Annotated in this window: 17 protein-coding genes; 12 read left to right on the forward strand and 5 right to left on the reverse strand. The window is 35.6% G+C overall.

The window, feature by feature from the left end; genetic code table 11:
- Window positions 1–313 precede the first annotated feature (313 nt).
- The 4 genes from BFG57_RS13760 (at window position 314) to murC (ending at window position 6,499) form a co-directional block, all read left to right on the forward strand.
- Window positions 314–1,345, forward strand: a complete 1,032-nt coding sequence (locus tag BFG57_RS13760; RefSeq protein ID WP_069718071.1) for a TAXI family TRAP transporter solute-binding subunit — start codon at window positions 314–316, stop codon at window positions 1,343–1,345.
- A 159-nt stretch (window positions 1,346–1,504) separates the two neighbouring features.
- Entirely contained in the window at window positions 1,505–3,451 is a 1,947-nt protein-coding gene (locus tag BFG57_RS13765) for a TRAP transporter permease (RefSeq protein ID WP_069718199.1), read from the forward strand.
- 313 nt (window positions 3,452–3,764) lie between these two features.
- Window positions 3,765–4,862 (forward strand): nicotinate phosphoribosyltransferase, encoded by a 1,098-nt coding sequence (locus BFG57_RS13770; protein WP_069718072.1) that lies wholly within the window; start codon window positions 3,765–3,767, stop codon window positions 4,860–4,862.
- A gap of 341 nt (window positions 4,863–5,203) precedes the next feature.
- Window positions 5,204–6,499 carry a UDP-N-acetylmuramate--L-alanine ligase gene (murC, locus tag BFG57_RS13775; RefSeq protein ID WP_069718073.1) on the forward strand — a complete coding sequence of 432 codons (1,296 nt, stop codon included), beginning with the start codon at window positions 5,204–5,206 and terminating at the stop codon, window positions 6,497–6,499.
- Window positions 6,500–6,587: 88 nt separating this feature from the next.
- Here the strand turns inward: murC and BFG57_RS13780 are convergent, their stop codons facing one another.
- Window positions 6,588–7,706: an aminopeptidase gene (locus BFG57_RS13780; protein WP_069718074.1), complete on the reverse strand. Its 1,119-nt coding sequence runs from the start codon at window positions 7,704–7,706 to the stop codon at window positions 6,588–6,590.
- Between the two features lie 181 nt (window positions 7,707–7,887).
- On the opposite strand from BFG57_RS13780, the gene BFG57_RS13785 reads away from it, so the two are divergent.
- The 3 genes from BFG57_RS13785 to ytxJ all read left to right on the forward strand — a co-directional run bounded on the left by BFG57_RS13785 (window position 7,888) and on the right by ytxJ (window position 9,330).
- Window positions 7,888–8,301 (forward strand): DUF948 domain-containing protein, encoded by a 414-nt coding sequence (locus tag BFG57_RS13785; protein ID WP_069718075.1) that lies wholly within the window; start codon window positions 7,888–7,890, stop codon window positions 8,299–8,301.
- Between the two features lie 40 nt (window positions 8,302–8,341).
- Complete coding sequence (locus BFG57_RS13790; protein ID WP_069718076.1) at window positions 8,342–8,812, forward strand: YtxH domain-containing protein; 471 nt, start codon at window positions 8,342–8,344, stop codon at window positions 8,810–8,812.
- Window positions 8,813–9,000: 188 nt separating this feature from the next.
- Window positions 9,001–9,330, forward strand: a complete 330-nt coding sequence (gene ytxJ, locus BFG57_RS13795) for a bacillithiol system redox-active protein YtxJ (protein WP_069718077.1) — start codon at window positions 9,001–9,003, stop codon at window positions 9,328–9,330.
- A 126-nt stretch (window positions 9,331–9,456) separates the two neighbouring features.
- Here the strand turns inward: ytxJ and pilM are convergent, their stop codons facing one another.
- On the reverse strand, window positions 9,457–11,619 hold the full coding sequence (gene pilM / locus BFG57_RS13800; RefSeq protein WP_069718078.1) for a cell division protein FtsA: 2,163 nt from the start codon (window positions 11,617–11,619) through the stop codon (window positions 9,457–9,459).
- A 168-nt stretch (window positions 11,620–11,787) separates the two neighbouring features.
- On the opposite strand from pilM, the gene BFG57_RS13805 reads away from it, so the two are divergent.
- From BFG57_RS13805 to motS, 4 genes are all read left to right on the forward strand, one after another.
- The gene (locus tag BFG57_RS13805; RefSeq protein ID WP_069718079.1) at window positions 11,788–12,861 is read left to right on the forward strand and encodes a bifunctional 3-deoxy-7-phosphoheptulonate synthase/chorismate mutase; all 1,074 of its coding nucleotides are present in this window, start codon (window positions 11,788–11,790) and stop codon (window positions 12,859–12,861) included.
- Window positions 12,862–13,331: 470 nt separating this feature from the next.
- Window positions 13,332–14,330, forward strand: coding sequence for a catabolite control protein A (gene ccpA, locus BFG57_RS13810; protein ID WP_069718080.1), 999 nt, complete (start codon window positions 13,332–13,334; stop codon window positions 14,328–14,330).
- A gap of 66 nt (window positions 14,331–14,396) precedes the next feature.
- On the forward strand, window positions 14,397–15,221 hold the full coding sequence (gene motP, locus BFG57_RS13815) for a flagellar motor protein MotP (protein WP_069718081.1): 825 nt from the start codon (window positions 14,397–14,399) through the stop codon (window positions 15,219–15,221).
- Window positions 15,211–15,960, forward strand: a complete 750-nt coding sequence (gene motS / locus BFG57_RS13820; RefSeq protein ID WP_069718082.1) for a flagellar motor protein MotS — start codon at window positions 15,211–15,213, stop codon at window positions 15,958–15,960. The genes motP and motS overlap by 11 nt, the downstream gene beginning before the upstream one ends.
- Before the next feature lie 148 nt (window positions 15,961–16,108).
- On the opposite strand, the gene BFG57_RS13825 is transcribed toward motS, so the two are convergent.
- The 3 genes from BFG57_RS13825 to BFG57_RS13835 form a co-directional block, all read right to left on the reverse strand.
- The gene (locus BFG57_RS13825) at window positions 16,109–17,293 is read right to left on the reverse strand and encodes an acetoin utilization protein AcuC (RefSeq protein ID WP_069718083.1); all 1,185 of its coding nucleotides are present in this window, start codon (window positions 17,291–17,293) and stop codon (window positions 16,109–16,111) included.
- The gene (locus tag BFG57_RS13830; protein ID WP_069718084.1) at window positions 17,290–17,934 is read right to left on the reverse strand and encodes an acetoin utilization AcuB family protein; all 645 of its coding nucleotides are present in this window, start codon (window positions 17,932–17,934) and stop codon (window positions 17,290–17,292) included. The genes BFG57_RS13825 and BFG57_RS13830 overlap by 4 nt, the downstream gene beginning before the upstream one ends.
- 209 nt (window positions 17,935–18,143) lie before the next feature.
- Window positions 18,144–18,776: a GNAT family N-acetyltransferase gene (locus tag BFG57_RS13835; RefSeq protein WP_069718085.1), complete on the reverse strand. Its 633-nt coding sequence runs from the start codon at window positions 18,774–18,776 to the stop codon at window positions 18,144–18,146.
- 189 nt (window positions 18,777–18,965) lie between these two features.
- Between BFG57_RS13835 and acsA the strand changes: the two genes are divergently transcribed.
- Window positions 18,966–20,684 (forward strand): acetate--CoA ligase, encoded by a 1,719-nt coding sequence (acsA, locus tag BFG57_RS13840; protein WP_069718086.1) that lies wholly within the window; start codon window positions 18,966–18,968, stop codon window positions 20,682–20,684.
- Window positions 20,685–20,701 lie beyond the last annotated feature (17 nt).

Raw genomic sequence — 20,701 nt, forward strand, 5'->3', positions numbered from 1 at the left:
TCAGCATTGGGGAGTTATTTTATAATACTAAGTCCAAGAATCTTTAGTGCTTTAAAATAATTGAATATTAAGAGGAGAGAAACTAATTGACGAATTTCGTAAAATTTGTTTTAATGTAAGAGTACAAATTGTTCTCTTAATGAAATAAATTCTTTTCATTAGGATTTTAATAGTCATTTTTGTCAGAAAAATTACATATTAATCTATTTAAAAAAGATGTTAGCGGTATCATTGTTAACTTCAAAAAGGTTGTATCCATTGTTAATTAACAATGGTTCATTTTATTTAATAATAGAAAGAAGGGATTTTTACCATGAAAAAGAATTGGTTACTTTCTCTTGTCTTAATGCTAGCAATGTCAATTGTACTTGTAGCATGTGGCGGAGGCGCAAATGAAGAACCAGCTTCAGAAGGTGAAGGCACAACTGAACAAACTGAAGCTCCAGCAGAAGGTAATTTTGTAACAGACCTTCAATTGGGTACAGGAAGTACAGGTGGTACATACTTCCCGCTTGGTCAAGAAATTGCTACAGTGTTAAACAACAATGTTGGAACTGAAGGATTTAATGTAAGCGCAGTTTCAACAGGTGCTTCAAATGATAACTTAGCACGTATCATGCGTGACGAATTACAACTAGGTATGGCAGTTCACATTCCAGTGCAAAATGCTGTAGAAGGTAAAGGTGAATTTGAAGGGGTACCAGTTGATAATGTTGGCTTTATCGGTCATATTTATCCAGAAGTAATGCAAGTTGTTACATTAGGTTCTACTGGTATTGAAACAATCGATCAATTAAAAGGTAAAAAAGTTGCAATTGGTCCTCCAGGTAGTGGAACGCAAGCAGCTGCAAAACAAATTCTTGAAGCTTATGGCTTGAATGATGGCGATTATACTGCATTTGAAGAAGGATTTGGCGATGCAAAAAATAAACTTCAAGATGGTCAAGTTGATGCAACATTTGGTTTCTTAGGATTACCAGCATCATCAATCGATGAATTACAAGCACAAACTAAAGATGTTAAGTTCCTTCCTATTGAAGGTGACGCTCTAGCAACGATTGAAGGAAACACTGGTTATGAAGCATTTGTTATTCCTGCAGATTCGTTTGAATGGTTAAATGCTCCAGTTAACACAATCACTGCTTATGCAGTTCTTGTTGGTTCAACATCACAAATTAGTGAAGAGCTAGGATATGAAATTACAAAAGCATTATTTGAGAATGCAGGAAGCATTTCTCATACACAAGGTGCACACATTACGAAAGAAAATGCACTTAAAGGTTCTAACGGTCTTCCATTGCACCCAGGTGCTAAGAAGTACTTTGAAGAAGCAGGTATTGAATAATAAGAAATATTGGCCGGACTACATGTCCGGCCTTTTATCCGAAAAAAAGGATAGAACCCCCAATAAAGAGTAGGAATGTTCTTACTTTTTATTGGGGGTAACAAAAAGTAATTGATCAAGTGGGAGAAGAACTTCGTATTAAATAATGGTGGTGAAGATATGGCACAGCAAGAACAATTAAATCAGGAAGAACTACTAGCAAAATATGATCGCGAACATGCTTATCGAACAAAATTAGGATTTTTAGGTTGGCTTGTTCTAATCGTGGGGATTGCTTTAACCCTTTTTCATCTATTTACAGCTTTTCGTGGAGTTTACCCATCCCAAATTCAAGGTCCAATTCATTTAGGAACGGGACTATTACTTATCTATATTCTCTATCCAGCTAAGAAGGAGTGGGCAAAGAAACCAGGCGTTCCTTGGTATGATGTAGTTTTAGGGTTTACAGCTTTAGCTACAAATTATTACATTGTATTTAATTATGAGCGTATTGTAAGTAAAGCAATAATTTTAGGTTATACAGATTTTGATGTAATTGTTGCCTCTGTAGGTATTATCCTTCTGTTAGAAGCAACAAGACGTGCAGTTGGCTTGCCGATAGTAATTATTGCTTCAGCAGCAATTGCGTATGGTTTATGGGGTAAAGGCATTCCGGTATTTGGGCATGCAGGATTTGAATGGAGCAACTTAAGTACAGAAATGTTCTTTAAGACAAATGCAATTTTTGGTATTCCAATTCAAATTTCTTCCCAATACATTTATTTATTCTTATTCTTCGGAGTAATGTTAGTTAAAACTGATATTGGTAAATTTTTCAATGACCTTGCTTTTGCGCTAACTGGGCGCTTCACTGGAGGAACAGCAAAAGCCGCAGTAGCAGCAAGTGCATTGCAAGGAATGGTAACAGGGAGTTCAGTAGCTAATACTGTGGGTTCAGGATCATTTACAATTCCAATGATGAAACGTGCAAAATTCCGCCCTGAATTTGCAGCTGCTGCAGAAGCTTCGGCATCAACTGGTGGACAAATCATGCCTCCTATAATGGGAGCTGCAGCGTTCATTATGGCAGAATATACTGGTGTTCCGTATAGTGAAATCATTATTATTGCAATTATTCCTGCAGTTCTTTATTTCTCTGGTGTATTTATGGGTACACACTTTGAGGCAAAAAAGCACGGTATTCTAGGTGTACCAAAAGATGAATTGCCAAAAATGAGTATGCTAATTAAAAGGTTTGATCTACTAATTCCTTTGATTACGATAGTTGGTTTGCTTCTCTCTGGAAGAACAGCTACGTATGCCGCATTATGGGGAATTGGTGCAGCTTATATCGTAAGTTTGTTCCGTAAAGATACAAGACTTTCTGTGAAAGAAACAATTAATGCTTTAGCAGAAGGTGCAAGAACAGCTCTTCCAGTTATATCCGCATGTGCTACGGCAGGTATTGTTGTAGGTATTGTCGTTTTAACTGGTTTAGGTGGAAAAATTGCAGGAGGAATTGTTCAATTAGCGAATGGTCAGTTCTTCTTAATTCTTTTCTTAACAATGATTGCATGTATTATTCTTGGCATGGGATTACCAACGACAGCAAACTATGTAGTAACGGCTTCAATGGCAGCTCCAGCTATACTTGGAGCGTTTCCTGACATTCCGATTATTGCAGTTCATATGTTTGTATTTTATTTCGGTATTGTTGCTGATATCACACCGCCTGTATGTTTGGCTGCTTATGCAGGAGCAGGTATAGCAGGAGCAAATCCTATGAAATCTGGTGTGAATGCCTTTAAGCTGGCCATTGCCGCATTTATCATTCCTTACGTATTTGTTTCAAATCCGGTGTTATTGTTGCAAAACGATGCTAACATAATGAATGTAACACCAGCGTTAGTAACAGCGTTGCTTGGAATGGCAGCAATCAGTGCGTCAATGATGGGTTATTTTAATAAGAAAACAAACATGTTTGAACGTATCATACTATTTGCTGCAGGTATATTATTAGTTTATCCTGAGATTACAGTCTCTGTTGTAGGTATTGTAATATTAGTAGTTATTTATGCTTACCAACGATTCATTAAGAAGGATAGCGGTACAATGCCAGCAGTATAATTACTATAAAAGAATGTTAGAAGGAATGAGTATTATATCCTTTTAACATTCTTTTTTTCATGCATTATAAAATCGTATTACACGGTTTGTTCCATCTAGTAACAATAGTTAAAGTTTGCAAGAGGTCGATTATTAATCTACGTCAAATAGGTTAATTTTAAGTTTGAAAGGATATGATTAGAAAAAAGATACTTTATTTACTTCTCCAATAATAACGTATATGATGGTACAAGGAAGGGTTTAATGCTATTGCTAGAAGTAATAGTATTTTAAAGAACTCAGAAATGACTGGTGAAATAAGGAGTAACCGATGATGAAAGAAATTAATTTGAAACTACAAGGTAAAATAAAACGTTTAACGAATCGGACATTTAAGTTTGATGAACGTGTAGGTGAAGGTTGGTTTTCTGCTGTATACTTTTTGAAAAGTAAAGAGATTGTAAAAAAATATAAACCAAATAACATTGTTACGATGCAATTTTTCCAAAAAGATAATGCTGTTTTATGTGGAACAGATGAAGTTATTGCATTGCTAAAAACGTTCGCTGATAACCCAAATGAACTTGAAATATTTTCATTAAAGGATGGAGATAAGATTCGTCCATATGAAACTGTGTTAACAATCACAGGTCCTTATCAAAATTTCGGTTATTTGGAAGGAATCATTGATGGTATCTTAGGGAGAAGGACATCAGTAGCAACGAATGTGTATAATGTCGTTAAAGCAGCCCGTCAGTCTGGTACTCAAAAACCAATTATTTTTATGGGTGATCGCGATGATCATTTCACACAACAATCAGGAGATGGATATGCAGCTTACATAGGTGGCTCAACTGCTCAAGCAACACATGCAATGAATGAGTGGTGGGGGAAGAAAGGCATGGGTACGATGCCGCATGCTTTAATTCAATTGTTTGAAGGCGACACGGTGGCTGCTACAAAAGCTTATCATGACCAATTTCCAGAAGATGCATTAGTAGCATTAGTTGATTATAATAATGATGTAATTGAAGATGCTTTAAAGGTTGCGAGAGAATTTGGTAATAAGCTAGAGGCAGTACGTGTTGATACTTCACGTACATTAATTGACAAATATTTTACGCGAAATCCTGAACTACTAGGGACGTTTGATCCTCGTGGTGTTAATCCACAGCTTATTTTTGCATTAAGAAATGCATTAGATGCAGAAGAATTTCATCATGTGAAAATCGTCGTTTCAGGTGGATTTAATGAAGCTCGCATTAAGGAATTTGAACAACAAGGTGTTCCTGTAGACATGTATGGAGTAGGAAGCAGCTTATTAAAAATTAATATTGGTTTTACAGGAGATAATGTAACTTTAAATGGTAAAGAACAAGCAAAAACAGGTAGACGTTTGCGTTCTAATCCTCGCCTTGAAAAAGTAGACTGATTCGTATAGAAGCTGATAGAAAAGTCTGTCAGCTTCTTTTATGTTTGAAAAAATGATTGCACTTGAATTCAGATAGAAGAGGTACCTCAATTTTGTTATAATATAATGCAGGGTTTATTAAATTTTCGTCGTAAAGACACAATATAATAGTATTAGTAATCATACTTGTTTTAATAATAATGTGTTTTTGTACTGTTTATTTTAAAATCATACATAATGTTTTATTATGCAACAGTGTAATTACTAGATGGCAGAAGATAAAAATAACATCTTAGTCATTTTCCTCATATAATACAGAAATTAGCGTTAAGAAGTGATGAGAAGAATTTGGAGGTTCAAATATGACAGTTTATCATTTTGTCGGAATTAAAGGAACCGGAATGAGCGCCTTGGCACAAATTTTACAAGACATGAACGAATCTGTTCAAGGATCAGATTATGAAAAAGTTTTTTTTACACAAAAAGCTTTAGAACTAAAAAACATTCCGATATACCCTTTTAGTGCCGAGAACATAAAGGAAGGTCAAGTGGTCATAGCTGGGAATGCATTTCCTGATGACCATGTGGAGTTAGAACGTGCTAGAGAGTTAGGTGTACCGATATACCGATACCATAATTTTTTAGGGGAATTAGCGAATAAATTTACAAGTGTTGCAGTAACGGGTGCACACGGTAAAACGTCTACTACCGGTTTGCTTTCTCACGTTTTACAAGGAGCTTATTCGACTTCTTTCTTAATCGGGGATGGGACAGGTAAAGGTAATGAAGATAGTCGCTATTTTGTATTCGAAGCATGTGAATATCGTCGTCATTTTCTATCTTATTTTCCAGATTACGCAATAATGTTGAATGTTGATTTTGATCATCCTGATTATTTTCAGAGTATTGATGATGTGACTGAAGCCTTTCAACAAATGGCCCTTCAAGTTGAAAAAGGGATTATTGCATGTGGTGACGATGAGAAATTGCAGCAAATTCATGCTAATGTACCTGTTATGTTCTATGGTTTTTCCGATCACAATGACTTTCAAGCACAAAATATTCGCAAAGATACAGAGGGGACAACATTTGATGTCTTTGTACGTGATAGTTTTTTTGATACATTTCATATCCCTGCATACGGAGATCATAACGTTCTTAACGCATTAGCGGTTATAGCTTTGTGCCATTATGAAAATGTTCCAACAGAGGTTATTCAAACTCAATTAGAGACATTTGCTGGTGTTAAACGTCGCTTTAATCATAAAACATTCGGTAAGCAAATTATTATTGATGATTATGCACATCATCCAGTCGAGATTAAAGTCACAATTGAAGCTGCTAGACAAAAATATCCAGACAAAGAGCTTGTCGCTATTTTTCAACCACATACTTTTACAAGAACACAAAAATTCTTAGATGATTTCGCTAGTGCATTGTCTAATGCAGATACAGTTTATTTATGTGATATTTTTGGGTCAGCTCGTGAAAATATAGGTAACCTTTCGATTGAGGATTTACAAAGTAAAATAGATGATTCACATTTGTTAAATGAGGAGAACATATCAGTATTACAAGAGCATACAGACAGTGTTTTGATCTTTATGGGGGCTGGGGACATTCAGAAGTATCAACAAAAATATGAACAAACTTGTTGATGCGTACTAAAGTATAAAAAAGTCTGGTATGATACCAGACTTTTTTATTTTAAAAAATTAAATTTTATAATGGATTACTTTTGATAAACTAGTCCATTAAGTTTTCAGGATTTAGTACTTGAAGCTCAAGTAAGATGAATCGACCATCTTTTCGAATAAGTACATCATCGAAATAGATCTCACCACCGCCGTATTCCGGACGTTGTATGTTAACCATATCCCAATGAATAGCTGATTTATTTCCATTTGATGCTTCATCATAACATTGACCTGGTGTGAAATGGAAACTACCATCTATCTTTTCATCAAATAAAATGTCTTTCATCGGTTCTTTAATATAAGGGTTGATTCCAATTGCAAATTCACCAATATATCGAGCACCTTCATCTGTATCAAATATTTTATTAATACGTTCTGTATCATTAGCTTGAGCGTCAATAATTTTTCCATCTTTAAAAGTTAATTTTACATTTTCAAATGTAAAACTATTATATGGTGATGGCGTATTATATGTAATTGTTCCATTAACTGAATTTTTTACTGGCGCAGTAAATACTTCTCCATCAGGAATATTGAAATCACCTGCACATTTAATAGCAGGAATATCTTTAATTGAAAAGTGTAAATCAGTTCCTGGTCCAGTAATGTGTACACGATCCGTTTTGTTCATTAATTCTATAAGTGGGTCCATCGCTTTATTCATCTTTCCGTAGTCTAACGTACACACATCGAAATAAAAATCTTCAAACGCTTCAGTGCTCATATTAGCAAGTTGGGCCATTGAATGACTAGGATAGCGCAGAACACACCATTTTGTTTTAGGGACGCGAATATCGCTGTGAACTTTTTTTCCTACAGTTTTGCTGTAAAGCTCAAGTTGGTCACTAGGTACATCCGATAGTTCAGCAATGTTATCACCTGAACGAAGGCCGATGTATGCGTCCATTTCATTCATCATGTTTGCTTCCATAGTTGCTTGAAGTTCAAATTGTTCTTTTGAAGCCTTTTTCATTAATGCTCGATTTACTTGAGGGTCTTTGATTAATACAAATGGTTGCCCACCAGCTTCATATGCGGCTTCAACTATCTCATTGACTAATTCTTTTTGTAGGCCAGTATTTTCAATTAATACCCTTTCGCCTTCTTTGAGTCGTACAGAATATTGGATAAGGTTTTTACCCAGCTTTTTCATACGTGGATCCTTCATTTACTATAACCTCCAGTATTGTTAAATGTTCTACCGTTATTTTAACCGAAAAAGGCAGGAAAGTAGAGATGAAATGAAGAATATGTTTGCTAAGTAGTAATAGTGGGTGAAAATTGTAGTAGAATTTAATCAAAAAAGAATTTGAAAATGATATTAATTATACAGAGGAGTGAATACAGAAATGATTCTAATAGTGTATTTAAGTGTAGCCCTTATTGCTATAGCTTTTACAGGCCTTGTCGTTTATTTAGCAAAGACACTTCGTTCAGTCCAACACACACTTGATAGTGTCGCAAAAACATTAGATGGGTTAGAAGGTCAAATGAAAGGTATCACAACAGAGACAACAGAATTACTTCATAGAACAAACCGACTTGCAGAGGATATTCAAACTAAGTCGAATTCATTGAATTCAGTAGTAGAGTCAGTGAAAGGAGTAGGTGATACTGTACAAGATTTAAATCATTCGCTTCGAAATGTTAGTAATAAGATCTCTAGTCAAGCTGAGCAACATAGTGAACAGGTGTCTCAGTTCGTCAAATTTGGTAATGCCGCAATTGATGTGTACCATAAGTGGAAAGAAAAAAAGAGATAGTCGTATTCAAAAATTTTATAAAGGTGAGGAGTGTAGAACAATGAGCAATGAAAATAATAATAATAATATTAATAGTAAAGATTTTTTAATAGGTACATTTATCGGAGGTTTTCTTGGTGCAGCAGCTGCACTTTTATTTGCCCCTAAATCTGGGAAAGAGTTACGCCAAGATTTAAATCATCAGGCTGATAATGTTCGTACCAAAACAGGAGAGCTTCGTGATACGGCTGTTGAAAAAGGGACTGTGATAGCTGGTGTAGCTAAAGAGCGAACAGAACAAATTAAAAAAGTAGTGTCTGAACAGTCTGTTGGTCTAAAAGAGAAGGCAAAGTCATGGAAAGAATACAAGAAATCTTGTGACGAAGCAGTGGCGATTGAAGATGAAGAATTAACAGATACTATCGTAGAAATTGATCAAGAAGAATCAACAGCACCAGTTTCTCAATTGGAGGATGAAGTGATTGAAATAGAAAACATTGAAGAAAAAGAAATTCAACCAACAAACGTGTAGAATTTTCTCTCCAATGTTTGCATTAAGTATATAAAAGATAAGAAGGGTGTGGCAGATGCTGCACCCTTTTTATCTGTGCTTTAAATAAACCTTTTATAAAAAGGTTGTATAAGACAAAAAAATTTTGCTTAATTAATTTGAATGATACAATACTAAAAGAAAGAATTAGTATAAAGGAGTGTAAACGAATGGGCATGAAACAAGTACAAACAATTGAAGAATTTGAGGTAATTGAAAGAGAAAATAGACGTTTTATATTTTTAAAAAACAGTTTAACTTGTCCAATAAGCCATCAAGCATATGATGAGTATCAAAAATATGTCGCAGAATACGATGAAAGTCCAACTTTTTACTTACATGTTCAAGAAGCTCGCCCGCTCTCCAATCATATTGAGGAAAAGTTTGCAATCCGTCATCAATCTCCACAAGCACTATTAATTGAGGATGGAAAAGTGATTTGGGAAGCTTCCCATTGGCATATTACTAAAAAATCGTTAACAGAAGCATTTAATAAATAATGATGAGAAGAGGACTTTTCTATATGTAGAAAAGTCCTCAGTTGACTTATTATATTTTATCAACACGTTCAATATTGACGACATATAATTAACCATAACAAATAAGGAGATTTAATTTCGTAAGTGTTAAGGCTGTGAAATCTCTCTATCAGGCCATGTTATTTGTAATTTGTCACCAGCTACGATTTCTGAATCAAATCCTGTCTCTTTTCCATTTTTAAGAATTGTAAATCTTCCAGATTGTATATTAGGTAGTTCAATTTGAACGTAGCGGAAAATATCTTGGAAAATAAACTTCTCAATCTCTCTTTTTATAATGTGTAATTGATCGCCATCTGAAATTTGGATATGTTCATCAACGATCTTTCCATTTAGTTCAACAGCTGCTGCTTCTTTAGTTAATGTAAGAGGTTCGTTATTAAACATTATCGTGATACTGTATGTAGTCTGTTGGTTTTGTTCATTAAGAATGTCTTTAATAGTAGGCTTTGCACGTGAACCTATAAGCAGTTGGTCTCCATCATTAATTGGTTGGCTTAGTCGTGTAACAAGTCCATTCTTTTTTACATCTATTTCTTTTCCTTTAACTGTCATCATTGAACCATTATATGTTACTCGTAAAGGTTTCAATGAAGCGATCAAGTCTTGATCGTCAATTCTATTTAATAGGTCGCGAATTGTAATAGGATAGCGTGTTTCAATTTTATCATGATCTTTAAGAATTGTATCTGGACTAATTTCTTGGTCACCTTTATAAAAAGTTATTCCTATTTCATATGCTTGTCCATTTACCCACACCGTTTTGTCTTCTGTTTCTTGAAATAATTCTTTTACTGATATTTTAGGAGTATCTCCGTTCTTCCCTCTTTTTACAGTCAGTTTATCTCCGTGTTCTATCGTATCATTTAAGGAGCATACGTCATCATTTTTATATAAGCAAGGTGCTTCTCCGTGTAAGCCTGGTAATGTTAATTCTCTGCCATCAATATTGACGATGATCGCCATACCGGGTTTACCATATAGTTTGTTCATTTCAATACCAGCTGAAAGTAAGCAATCTCCAACGGTTAATTGTTTCATATCAAATAAGCGGATACTCACATCATTAACAGTTACATTAATATAAGAAATAGGTTTTTGCTTTGCTGCAATAGCAATTCCAATTGGTGTAACTAATTCTGGTCCTTGTTGAATATGTTCTGAAATCTTTAATTTTTGGATAGCATCGATACCCCTAATGGCAACACGATTATCTGGTAATTGAAGCTTTTTAGCTATTCGCTCAGGTAATTGAGGTGTCAAGCTACCTCCACCTACGAGCATAACTGCTTTCGGTGATTTTTTATTCAAAGTAAGTATTTCTTCACTAATTTCTGAAGCAAGCTTGTCCAATGCAGGTTCGATTTGCATCAATACATCATTACGAGAAATTTCTTGTTCAAAACCAAGAATATCATGAATGGTAATAGCATTGTTAAAGTGTAAGTCTCTCTTTGACTTCTCTGCTACATGGAAATCAAGTAAATATTGATCACTTATTGCCTCGGTAATTTCATCACCCGCAACAGGGACCATACCATATGCAACAACCGTTCCGATGTCTGTAATGGCAATATCAGATGTCCCAGCACCAATATCTACTAATGCCACGTTTAATCGTCTCATAGATGGAGGGATTAATACGTTCATAGCTGCGATGGGCTCTAGTGTGAGGGCTTCCATTTCAAGGTTTGCTCGGTTTAAGGCAGCAATTAATGATTCAACGACTACTTTAGGTAAGAAAGTAGCGATAATTTCAACGGATACTTCATCACCCTTTTGATCAATTAAACTACCAATCTCTTGATCGTCTAAGCCATAATGAATTACCGAGTAACCAACACAGTAATAATTTGTACTATTTTCATAGTTATTTTCAGCAGCAAGCTCGAACTGTGCCTGTTGTACGGCACTAAGTTCCATGTGAACAATATCTTCATATGTCAATTCTGATTTTCCAGTAATTTTACTTGAAATTTTAGATCGTTTTGTTTTTAAAGCACGTCCAGCAGCAGCTACACAAACTTTAGTTAGTGTACCATGTTTTTGTTCAAGCTCTTCTTTTATTTCATTTATAATATTTGAAACAGCTAAAACATCATGAATTTGTCCATCTAACATAGCACGTTCTTCATGTTCTTTAGATACAATATCTAATACTTCTAAGCTATCATTCTTCTCCTCCAAAATAATACCTACGACTGAGCGAGTTCCAATATCTAGAGCAAATGTGTAGGGGTGTTGAACCACATAAATCACCTTCTTTATATTCTTTTTTACGTTAACGCTTAAAAGCGTCTTGTTGATAAAGAAATTTTTCGTGACATTCTGTTTTAATTCGTATATAATAAATCCTAATCATTAAAAAATGTACCACACTTTTATTATCTTATAAACAAGTTAAGGAGGAAGTGCCTTATGAGTAACGCAGAATTTGAAGCACTACGAGGGCAATTAGATGATATTAACTTAAAACTTTTAGATTTGATCAATGAACGAGGTAAGTTAGTTAAGGAAATCGGTAAAGTTAAAGAAAAACAAGGTGTTCACCGATTTGATCCTGTTCGCGAGCGTTCAATGCTTGACTTAATCTTAGATAAAAATGAAGGTCCATTTGAAACTTCTACATTACAGCATCTCTTTAAAGAGATCTTTAAAGCAGGTTTGGAACTTCAAGAAGATGATAATCGCAAAGCACTACTTGTATCTCGTAAGAAGAAGCCAGAAGATACAATTGTAGATATAAAGGGTGAAAAGATCGGAGATGGTCACACACACTTCGTTGTAGGACCATGTGCGGTTGAATCATATGAGCAAGTATCACAGGTAGCTGAAGCAATTAAAAATAAAGGTCTTAAACTAATGCGTGGAGGAGCATTTAAGCCGAGGTCTTCACCATATGATTTCCAAGGTTTAGGGCTTGAAGGGCTTAAAATCTTAAAACGAGTAGCAGACGAGCATGATCTTGCGGTAATTAGTGAAATTGTAACTCCTTCTGATCTTGAGCAAGCTGTTGAATACCTCGATGTTATTCAGATTGGCGCGCGTAATATGCAAAACTTCGAGCTATTAAAGGCTGCGGGGTCAATTGACAAACCAATATTATTGAAACGTGGTTTATCAGCAACAATTTCTGAATTTATTAATGCTGCTGAGTATATTATGTCTCGTGGTAATGGCAATATCATTTTGTGTGAGCGAGGCATTCGTACGTATGAAACGGCAACTCGTAATACTCTTGATATTTCTGCTGTACCAATCTTGAAGCAAGAGACTCATTTACCAGTTATGGTTGATGTAACTCATTCAACAGGTCGTCGTGATTTATTACTTCCAACTGCAAAAGCAGGGATTGCAATTGGTGCAGACGGTATCATGGCCGAAGTACATCCTGATCCAGCTGTTGCTCTTTCTGATTCAGCTCAACAAATGGATATTCCAACATTTAACGATTTTATTGATCAACTTAGATCATCAATGGTTAAAGCATAAATAGAAAAGACCTTCTGTGAAAACAGGAGGTCTTTTCTTTAGGTTAGGAAGAAAAACATTCAAAGTATGGTTAGATAATTTAATGTTATAAGGATATTGTAGTGATTATGATAAAAATTCGTTGTAATGTTAAAAATAGATGAGAATGGGTTCCCATTTGCATCACGTATTGTTATTAATTACATGCGATTTTCAAAATTTGAAAAGGTTATTAATTTGTTCTTGAATTAATTGCGACCAATAAAAATGTGTCGTATCATAACAGTACATAAGCTTAGTTAAATTAAGATTGTTTTCTAAAAGTTAGTATAATCAAACATTTAGAAGTGTCTAGTTTAAAGTACGATTAACTCGAGGTTATTGACTAGAGTTGTTAACAAAACTATGTCGTCTTATGCTTATTTAGAGGTAAGAGGATACATTTCTTAAATAGAAGAAGAGTATTCATAAATTTTATGGAGGAAACTAAAATGAATATAACAATTTACGATGTAGCAAGAGAAGCAAATGTATCCATGGCAACCGTTTCGAGAGTTGTTAATGGTAACCCAAATGTAAAACCTTCAACAAGAAAAAAGGTACTTGAAGCGATAGATCAATTAGGGTATCGTCCTAACGCAGTTGCAAGAGGCCTTGCTAGCAAAAAAACAACAACAGTAGGCGTGATTATTCCTGATATTTCGAGTATCTTTTTTGCTGAGTTAGCAAGAGGAATTGAAGATATTGCAACGATGTACAAATATAATATTATACTCAGTAACTCTGATCAAAATAAGGAAAAAGAGTTACACTTATTAAATACAATGCTAGGTAAGCAAGTTGATGGCATTGTATATATGGGTGGTAATATTACACAAGAACATGTTGAAGAATTTAAAAAATCTCCTGTTCCAATTGTTTTAGCAGCAACAATGGAGAAAAATGAAGAAGTTCCGTCTGTTAATATCAACTACGAGGAAGCAGCATTTAGTGCCGTTCAGAGTCTTATTGAAAAAGGACACAAACGAGTTGCATTTGTTGCAGGACCAGTTAATGATGCGATTAGCAGTGAAATGAAGCTTGTTGGATATAAGCGTGCATTAGAAAATGCTGGTATTGCATTTGATGATAACCTTGTAAGTCATGCAGATTATACGTATGACTCGGGTCTAGAGTCCGCACAAAATTTCTTAGAACTTGATGATAAACCAACAGCTATTTTTGTTGCAACAGATGAGATGGCGTTAGGTGTTATTCATGGTGTTCAAGATCGAGGTATAAATATTCCTGAAGAAATTGAAGTTATTGGTTTTGATAATACCCGTTTGGCAGTGATGGTACGCCCACAGCTTTCGACTGTTGTACAACCAATGTATGATATTGGAGCAGTTGCGATGCGATTATTGACGAAATACATGAATAAAGAGAACGTAGAAGAGCATATTGTCGTTTTACCTCATCGTATTGAATATCGTGACTCAACAAATTAATAAACTTGCCGATACTAACTGTATAGAGAAAAATTGACTTACAAGGAAGAGGTTAGGGAGAGGGATATGAAAAAATTTGACATTCTAACCCCGTTAGGAATAGTTGTCGGACTAGCTATGATGCTATTAGGAATTTTCTCAAGCGGTGGTACTGGTGGTTTATTAAGTTTTTTTCAAGTGTCTTCTATTTTTATCGTAGTTGGTGGTGTAGCTGGTGCATTACTAATAAACTACAATTTGAATGAGCTCCAGATTACTTTTAAAGTTATGAAAGAAGCATTTAACAAAGATCAGCAAGATGCTAGAACGTTGATTCAAACTTTTGTCAAGCTATCTGATAAGGCAAGACGTGAAGGTTTGTTAGCATTAGAAACCGAAATGGAAGATATTGAAGATAAGTTTATTCGTAAAGGTATTCTTCTTGCAGTAGACGGAATAGAGCCCGATGTAATTGGTGATATTTTGAACGCAGAAATCTCAGCTATGGAAGAAAGACATCGTAAGGGGAGAGGCATACTTGAAAAAGCAGGTGAATACGCACCTGCGTGGGGGATGATTGGGACATTAATTGGTCTTATTCTAATGTTAAGAAATTTAAGTGACCCATCTACACTTGGACCAAATATGGCAATAGCATTATTAACAACTTTATACGGTTCACTATTGGCTAACCTTGTATTTCTGCCAATGGCAGCAAAACTTGCGAATAAATCAGAAGAAGAAGTGTTCATGAAGCAAATTATTGTTGAGGGTGTTATTGGTGTACAATCAGGTCAAAACCCTAAAATTCTTGAAGAGAAGCTAAGTGCATTTCTTCCAGCAGATCAACGCAACTTCGATGAAGAAGAAGTTGAGAATGATATATTAGGAGAAACAGTAAATGAGGCGTAAAAACCAACAAAGACAAGCCAAAGGTGCTCCTAAATGGATGGTCACGTTTTCTGACATGATGATGTTAATTTTGGTTTTTTTCGTCTTGTTATTTTCAATGTCACAAATCGATGCACAAAAGTTTCGAGCTGTAGCAGAATCTTTTAATGAAAAAGTAATTTTTGATTTTTATCCATCAATGATTCCAATGATTGATCCTGCTAGTCAAGAAGATGAAACGAAGCAACATATTGAAGAAGAGACAAATGCAGGTGAAGGTGAACAAGATCAATTAGGTGAACTATTAAATGAAATTGAATCTTTTTTAGCTGAAAATGGCATGGAAAATGTTGTTGCAGCAAATCGTAATGAACGAGGTGTTGTTCTCGTATTACAAGAGCAAGTCCTTTTCAATACGGGTGAAGCTGTTTTGTTAGAATCAGCAAAACCATTTTTAAATAAAGTTGGGACCCTTTTAACTAATGTTCCTAATCCAGTAAAAGTAGAAGGACATACAGATAATCGTCCAATATCGACTGTTCGATACCCTTCAAACTGGGAATTATCAGGAGCAAGGTCTAGTAGTGTCATTAGATACTTGTTAAGAGAGCATGGTTTAGATGCTAAACGATTTACTTCAATTGGATATGGAGATACTAGACCACTTGCAGCAAATAATTCTCAAGAAAATTGGCAGAAAAACAGACGAGTAGAAATTGTGATCTCAGATCCTACCTATAGTGAAGAAAACAATTACTAACATAGGAAAACATAAGAGACCAATAGGTTTTATACATAAAAAAGAGGCGTTGCTTTTTGCATATAATGTGGAGCAACGTCTCTTTTATTATGTATGAATTTTAACTGTCACTGAATGATAATAGATGTTCAATACCTTATTCTCAAAATTAGGTATGGCTTAGTGGTGACGTATTTCGTTTTCGAATAGGGTGTAACGCTTTCTCAACAGTTAGTGCATTTTTTTCTTCTATTTCTAGCTTTCTTGGAATTGGTTTATAAAGGTTATCTGGATCTTCCCAAACGGTAGGAAGCATCACTGGAGAGTGTTCTTGCCATTGTGTTATCCACTCATTAGGAAGTGCTCCGACAGTATTATTATCTAAACAGTCAGTCATCTCAAGCCAAATCATTGCCCAAGCACGAGGTACAACTCTCCATATATCATAACCTCCGCCCCCGACTGCAATCCATCTTCCGTTGCAATATTCATGAGCAATATCATGAGCAATTTTTGGGATTTTTTTATAGATTTCTATTGTTGATGAGAGGTGTGTTAGTGGATCTAAGTAGTGAGCATCTGCACCATTTTGGGTTAGAATTACATCTGGTTTAAAAAACGCAGCAACTTCTCTAAGGGAGGTTTCATATGCTTCTAACCAAGATTCATCTTCAGTAAAGGCATCTAATGGAATGTTGAATGAGTATCCATAACCTTTACTATGTCCTCGCTCATTTATATTTCCTGTCCCAGGAAATAAATAACGTCCAGTTTCATGAATGGAGTATGTACACACATTTGGATCATCGTAGAACGACCATTGTACACCATCACCGTGATGAGCATCTGTATCTACATAAAGTACGCGAGCTCCATACTTTTCTTGTATATATTTTATTGCAACCGAAGCATCATTATAAATGCAAAAACCAGATGCTTTACCTTGAAAGCCGTGGTGAAGACCTCCTCCAAGATTAAGTGCATGAGCAGCTTTGCCTTGCATCACATAATCTGCTGCTACTAGTGTTCCCCCAACTACAGCTGAAGTCGCCTCATGCATATCTTTAAAAATGGGGGTATCTTCAGTACCAATGCCATAATTTAAGCCTATGTCTTCAGGCAGTTCTCCTGAACCAGCTTTTTGGACAGCTGCGATATAATGAGGATCATGTATAAGAGCAAGCTCCTCGAAAGAAGCTTGCCTTGCTGAGATGACATCAGAGTCATTTAACTTTCCCATTTGTTGTAATAGGCTAGTTGTTAATTTTACTCGAATCTGGTTGAAGGGATGATCATTCCCAAAGTTATACTTCTGATACTCTTCTGAAAGGACATATACGGATTGGTGGCTCATGATGAAACCCCCGGAAGGTTCGGCCAGAGTACTTCATGTCCATCTGTTTTTAGTTCACTAATGACACTCATAGGATTCATTGTTTGAACTCTAAATATAAGTATTTTGTAATTATCTGATTTAGCGGGATACACTAATACGCTAATAATATTGATTTTATTTCTTCGAAACACAGAGGCGACATCGGTTAATACCCCTGCTCTGTTCTTTACTTTAATTTCTAATAAAGAGCTAGGTTGATCTGCACCTGTTAGTTTAACTAATGTATGTAACATGTCCGTTTCTGTTACAATACCTACAAGTTTACCCTCAGAAACAATTGGTAAGCAGCCAATTTGATGTTCATAGAATAAAGAACAAATATCTTCGACAAAATCAAGTGGATGAGCTGTAAGCACATCTTGAGTCATGATACTAGCAATCGGTTTTTGCAAGTCTTCTTTGTGCTCTTCAGAATGGAAGATAGACGGGCTTACATCACGAATATCTCGATCAGAAACGATTCCAACAACGTGTGACTCGTTATCTACTATTGGTAGATGCCGTATCGGTTTAGAATATATTAACTCACAAGCTTTTTCGATTGTGTCATGCATATGCAAAGTGATAATTTCTGTACTCATTATTTCTTCCACAATCACTTTGGACTCCTCCTTTGGAAACTAATGATCTTTAACAGTCACGATAGCGATACAATGAATTAAGTGAAGAAAAATAGATATGATTAGACTCTTACCATATATGTAAAAGCTATAGCTCGTTAAGTTTCATTTTCTACCGCAATGGTAAGTTAATTTTGTAAAGCGTTTTCATAATTGTCCTACATAAGTGACTTTAAAAAGTCACTTGTTTAATACATAAAGCGATTTGTGAAGCGAAGTTGATCAAACTTCTGAATAGAATCAGATGAAACACGACTACCGATTCGAGCCATTAGGCAGTTTGCTGGATGAGAGCTAATTTCTGGTTCATCTGTCGCGTACCAAATTAGACCACCAGCATTCATCATTTTCTCCATTACCTTCCGATAATCCCATACATTTAGTCCTGTTCCTTTTAAATCCCAATGCCAGTAATACTCTGTTGTAATAATGATATAATCTTCCATTGCATCGTCCATCATTGATACTTGAAGAAGATGCTTACCAACACCTGAACCACGAAATTTTGGAATAACTTCGATGGCACCAAGTTCAATCAAATCTTCCATATTTCCCTCTGACCAACGCTCGAGAGGATCAGGGTGTAGGAACGTGACATAACCGACAATTGTATTGCGGTGGCGCGCAATTAAGATTCTACCTTCTTCTAACCCTGCAATTTCGATCAATGCTTTGAATTGTTCCTTCGGTCTTCTAAAGGCAACCAAATCTTCATGATATTCATAGGATTGTAGAGTTTCAGGATGAATTGGCCCTTCAATAATTAATGTTCCTTCTGTTGTTTTTAGTTCCTTTGCATTATAAATTTTAGGGTGTTTCATCGATTCACTCCTTAAAATAATTCTACATAAATCGGTTTAACCAATCTGATTTTATTATACATAATTTATTGGATTGTTTAGTGGGAATTTGTGAATAGATTCAAAAAGGTTAAATCTTTTAAAAATTGAGAATTTTATATATTTGTATTATAATGGATGGAGGACAATACATAAAGGGGGATTTAGATTATGAAGGTGGAAGCGCTTTCTGCGGTCAGTGGGGATTATAATCTAAAAAGTTATGAAGAAATGTATCGGTCGTTTAATTGGAAGGATGTAGAAGAGGTTTTTTCATGGTCAAAAACCAATCGTGTTAATATGGCGTATGAAGCCATTGATCGCCATGTTGAAAATGGACGAAAAAATAAGGTAGCACTTTATTATAGGGATCCTGAACGGAAAGAGACATACACTTTTAAAGACATGAAAGAAATGTCAAACAAAGCAGGTAATGTACTAAAACAAGCTGCTGATGTTGAGAAAGGAGATCGGGTATTTATTTTTATGCCACGCTCTCCAGAGCTATATTTCACAATTCTTGGAGCAATTAAGCTTGGAGCAATTGTAGGACCTCTATTTGAGGCATTTATGGAAGGAGCTGTGCGTGATCGTCTTGAAGACAGTGAGGCAAAAGTCATTGTAACGACACCAGAACTGTTGGAACGAGTACCTGTAGACGAACTTCCACATTTAAAACATATTGTTCTAGTAGGTTCAGATATTTCTGAAGAGGGTCCTTATATCGATTTTATTACTCGTATGGAATCAGCAGATAAATATTTGAATATTGAATGGGTTGATCGTGAAGAGGGTTTAATTTTGCATTATACTTCAGGTTCTACTGGTAAACCAAAGGGAGTTCTCCATGTTCATAATGCAATGATGCAACATTATCAAACTGCTAAATGGGTGCTAGATTTAAAAGAAGATGATGTTTATTGGTGTACAGCAGATCCAGGGTGGGTTACTGGAACATCTTATGGAATTTTTGGACCTTGGTTAAATGGTGCAACAAATGTGATTGTTGGTGGTCGATTTAAACCTGAAAGTTGGTACCAAACGCTTGAGGATTACGGAGTAACTGTATGGTATAGTGCGCCAACAGCATTCCGTATGTTAATGGGTGCTGGTGATGAGCTTGTAAAAAAATTCGACTTAAAAGAACTTCGCCATATATTAAGTGTAGGAGAACCATTAAACCCTGAAGTTATTCGTTGGGGAATGAAAGTGTTTAATTTGAGAATTCATGATACGTGGTGGATGACTGAAACAGGTGGACAAGTAATTTGTAATTATCCAGCAATGGAAATGAAACCAGGTTCAATGGGTAAGCCATTTCCAGGCATTAAGGCTGCAATTGTTGATGATCAAGGAAATGAACTACCACCGTATCGAATGGGGAACTTAGCGATTAAAAAAGGTTGGCCATCTATGATGCGTAAAATATGGAATAATCCTGAAAAATATTCATCTTATTTTATACAAGGTGATTGGTATGTTTCTGGAGATTCAGCTTATATGGATGAAGAAGGATACTTCTGGTTCCAAGGAAGAATTGACGATGTTATCATGACATCGGGTGAGCGAGTTGGACCGTTTGAAGTTGAAAGTAAGTTAGTAGAGCATCAAGCAGTGGCGGAAGCTGGTGTAATCGGAAAACCAGATCCAGTTCGTGGTGAAATCATTAAAGCATTTGTTGCTTTACGTGAAGGACATGAGGCTTCAGATGAATTAAAAGAAGATATTCGTCAGTTTGTTAAGCGAGGCCTTGCAGCACACGCAGCACCACGTGAAATCGAATTCCGTGAAAAGCTACCAAAGACACGTAGTGGTAAAATTATGCGTCGCGTACTAAAGGCTTGGGAATTAGACTTACCTACTGGAGATCTTTCAACAATGGAAGATTAATAATAGAAGAACGGCAC

Origin of the sequence: Bacillus solimangrovi (genome assembly GCF_001742425.1) — a bacterium.
Classification (GTDB): domain Bacteria; phylum Bacillota; class Bacilli; order Bacillales; family Bacillaceae_N; genus Bacillus_AV; species Bacillus_AV solimangrovi.

Coding starts and splice junctions, on each gene's coding strand:
- BFG57_RS13760 (WP_069718071.1), top strand. CDS start 314: ATGAAAAAGAATTGGTTACTTTCTCTTGTCTTAATGCTAGCAATGTCA.
- BFG57_RS13765 (WP_069718199.1), top strand. CDS start 1,505: ATGGCACAGCAAGAACAATTAAATCAGGAAGAACTACTAGCAAAATAT.
- BFG57_RS13770 (WP_069718072.1), top strand. CDS start 3,765: ATGAAAGAAATTAATTTGAAACTACAAGGTAAAATAAAACGTTTAACG.
- murC (WP_069718073.1), top strand. CDS start 5,204: ATGACAGTTTATCATTTTGTCGGAATTAAAGGAACCGGAATGAGCGCC.
- BFG57_RS13780 (WP_069718074.1), bottom strand. CDS start 7,706: ATGAAGGATCCACGTATGAAAAAGCTGGGTAAAAACCTTATCCAATAT.
- BFG57_RS13785 (WP_069718075.1), top strand. CDS start 7,888: ATGATTCTAATAGTGTATTTAAGTGTAGCCCTTATTGCTATAGCTTTT.
- BFG57_RS13790 (WP_069718076.1), top strand. CDS start 8,342: ATGAGCAATGAAAATAATAATAATAATATTAATAGTAAAGATTTTTTA.
- ytxJ (WP_069718077.1), top strand. CDS start 9,001: ATGGGCATGAAACAAGTACAAACAATTGAAGAATTTGAGGTAATTGAA.
- BFG57_RS13805 (WP_069718079.1), top strand. CDS start 11,788: ATGAGTAACGCAGAATTTGAAGCACTACGAGGGCAATTAGATGATATT.
- ccpA (WP_069718080.1), top strand. CDS start 13,332: ATGAATATAACAATTTACGATGTAGCAAGAGAAGCAAATGTATCCATG.
- motP (WP_069718081.1), top strand. CDS start 14,397: ATGAAAAAATTTGACATTCTAACCCCGTTAGGAATAGTTGTCGGACTA.
- motS (WP_069718082.1), top strand. CDS start 15,211: ATGAGGCGTAAAAACCAACAAAGACAAGCCAAAGGTGCTCCTAAATGG.
- BFG57_RS13825 (WP_069718083.1), bottom strand. CDS start 17,293: ATGAGCCACCAATCCGTATATGTCCTTTCAGAAGAGTATCAGAAGTAT.
- BFG57_RS13835 (WP_069718085.1), bottom strand. CDS start 18,776: ATGAAACACCCTAAAATTTATAATGCAAAGGAACTAAAAACAACAGAA.
- acsA (WP_069718086.1), top strand. CDS start 18,966: ATGAAGGTGGAAGCGCTTTCTGCGGTCAGTGGGGATTATAATCTAAAA.